At 70.7% G+C, this 2,318-nt stretch carries 4 protein-coding genes; 1 reads left to right on the top strand and 3 read right to left on the bottom strand.

What is annotated here, in order from left to right; genetic code table 11:
• The coding region (locus VME70_13920; GenBank protein HTW21296.1) for an acetylxylan esterase at nucleotides 1-536 on the top strand (536 nt) is incomplete at its 5' end.
• Nucleotides 537-549: 13 nt separating this feature from the next.
• Here VME70_13920 and VME70_13915 read toward each other — a convergent pair.
• The 3 genes from VME70_13915 to VME70_13905 form a co-directional block, all read right to left on the bottom strand.
• Complete coding sequence (locus VME70_13915; GenBank protein ID HTW21295.1) at nucleotides 550-1,344, bottom strand: fumarylacetoacetate hydrolase family protein; 795 nt, start codon at nucleotides 1,342-1,344, stop codon at nucleotides 550-552.
• Between the two features lie 36 nt (nucleotides 1,345-1,380).
• Nucleotides 1,381-1,626: a DUF2630 family protein gene (locus VME70_13910; GenBank protein HTW21294.1), complete on the bottom strand. Its 246-nt coding sequence runs from the start codon at nucleotides 1,624-1,626 to the stop codon at nucleotides 1,381-1,383.
• Nucleotides 1,627-1,727: 101 nt separating this feature from the next.
• On the bottom strand, nucleotides 1,728-2,318 hold a 591-nt coding region (locus VME70_13905), incomplete at its 5' end, for an alpha-isopropylmalate synthase regulatory domain-containing protein (GenBank protein HTW21293.1).

Here is a 2,318-nt window from a genome sequence, read left to right as displayed (position 1 = left end):
GCGGCATCACCACCCCGGAGGAGTACTACTACACCCGGATGTTCACCGACGCCGCGCTCGCGGTCGACACCGCGCGCGAGCTCGCGGGGTCCTCCCGCCCGGTCGCGGTCAGCGGGGGCAGCCAGGGCGGCGCGCTCGCGCTCGCGGCCGCCGCGCTGCGGCCGGACGCGGTGGCCGTGTGCCACGCCGACGTGCCGTTCCTGTGCGACATCGAGCGCGCGATCACGCTCGCGCCAAACCCGCCCTACACCGAAATCCCGGAGTTCCTGGCCGAGAACGTCGAGCTCGTCCCGCAGGCGCTGAACACGCTCCGTTATATCGACTGCGCGCTGCTGGCCCGCCGGATCACGGCCGCGACGCTGGTCAGCGTCGGGCTGATGGACGACATCTGCCCGCCGTCGACCGTGTACGCGGCGTACAACGAGATCCGGGCGGCCGACAAGGAGATCGCGGTGTACCCCTACAGCGGGCACAGCTGGCCCAAGGCGCACGCGGAACGGCAGCTCAGGCACCTGCGGGCGCGCCTCGGGGCCTAGGCCGTTCCGCCGTCTAGTCGCGGATCGTGACCCGGTTCGTCAGCGTGCCGATCGACTCGATCGTGACGCTGACCTCGTCCCCGGCGGTCATCGGGCCGACGCCCTCGGGGGTGCCGGTGAGCAGCACGTCGCCGGGGAGCAGGGTCATCACCGACGACACGTACTCGATCAGCGACGGCACGTCCCACAGCAGCTCGCTGGTCCGCGCGTGCTGCCGCACGTCCCCGTTGACGGTGGTGGTGATGCCCAGGTCGGCCGGGTCGGCGGCGGTCTCCATCCACGGCCCGAGCGGGCAGAAGGTGTCGAAGCCCTTCGCCCGCGTCCACTGGCCGTCCCGGGCCTGAAGGTCCCGCGCGGTCACGTCGTTGGCGCAGGTATAACCGAAGATGACCTCGTCCGCCCGCTCCTTCGGCACGTCACGGCAGAGCCGGCCGATGATCACCGCTAGCTCGCCCTCGTGGTCGACCCGGTCGGTCAGCTTGACCGGGTAGGCGATCCGGTCGCCGTGGCCGGTCACCGAGGTCGACGGCTTGAGGAACAGCACCGGCTCGGCGGGCACATCGTCCGATCCCATTTCCCGCACGTGCCCCGCGTAGTTCTTGCCGACCGCGACCACCTTGGACGGCAGCACCGGGGCGAGCAGCCGCACCTCGGCCAGCGGGTAGCGGTTGCCGGTGAGCCGGACGCCCGCCGGGTCGATGCCGAACGGATGGCCGTACAGCTCCTCGACCGTCTGCGGCGACCCGGACTCGCCCTCAACGACGCCGTAGGCGACGCCGTCGCCCTTGGCGAACCTTGCGATACGCACAATGCTCCTTCGCACAATCTGCCGCCGGCGGCCGGGCTACTGCTGGTACCCCTCCACCTCGGCTGCCGGGCGCACCACGGCGCCGTCCGGACTCTCGCCGAACTCCTGCTTGGCCCGACGCTGGCGCAGCAGGTCCCAGCATTGGTCAAGCGCCTCTTCTGCAGAACGAAGACGCGCCCGCTCCTGTTCCGAACTCAGCGAGCCGTCGGCCAGCTGAGCGCGGAGCTCGTGCTCGGTCTCGATCAGCCCGCTGATCCGCGCCATGATCTCCTTCTCATCCATGTGCCTAAGGTATGCCGTCCAGTGCCGGGTCCGCGATCGGGGTATCAAATCATTCATATCGAACGGTCGCGTGCTCCGCCCTTCCCGCCCGCTCGCACGGCTCAGTCGAGCGTGCGCCCGGCCCGCAGGAGCCCGTAGCTGACGGCTTCCTCGAGAGCGTGCCAGGACGCGGAGATGACGTTCTCGTCCACCCCGACGGTGGACCAGGTGTCGCCGGTGCCGTCGCCCGACTCGACCAGCACCCGGGTGATCGCCCCGGTGCCGGAGGTGCCCTCGAGGATGCGGACCTTGAAGTCGGTCAGCTCGAGGGTGGCGAGCTCGGGGAAGGTCTGCTCGAGGGCCGACCGCAGCGCCCGGTCGAGCGCGTTGACCGGGCCGTTGCCCTCGCCGACGGCGATGACGCGCTCGCCCTTGGCGACCAGCCGGACCGTCGCCTCGCTGGTGACGGCGCCGTCCTCGCGCTGCTCGACGATCACCCGCCAGGACTCGACGGTGAAGTGCCGCCTGCGCTCACCCGCCAGCTCGTCGCGGAGCAGCAGCTCGAAGCTCGCGTCGGCGGCCTCGAACGAGTAACCGCGCGCCTCGAGCTCCTTGACCTTGTCGGTGACCCGGCCGATGACGTCCTTGCTCTCCGACAGGTCGAAGCCGAGCTCGCGGCCCTTCAGCTCGACCGAGGCCCGCCCGGCCATGTC

The sequence above is a fragment of the Mycobacteriales bacterium genome, assembly GCA_035504215.1.
Lineage (GTDB): Bacteria > Actinomycetota > Actinomycetes > JAFAQI01 > JAFAQI01 > DATAUK01.
Note: the sequence above shows the minus strand (reverse complement) of the source record. Positions and strands in the feature narration are given on the sequence as shown.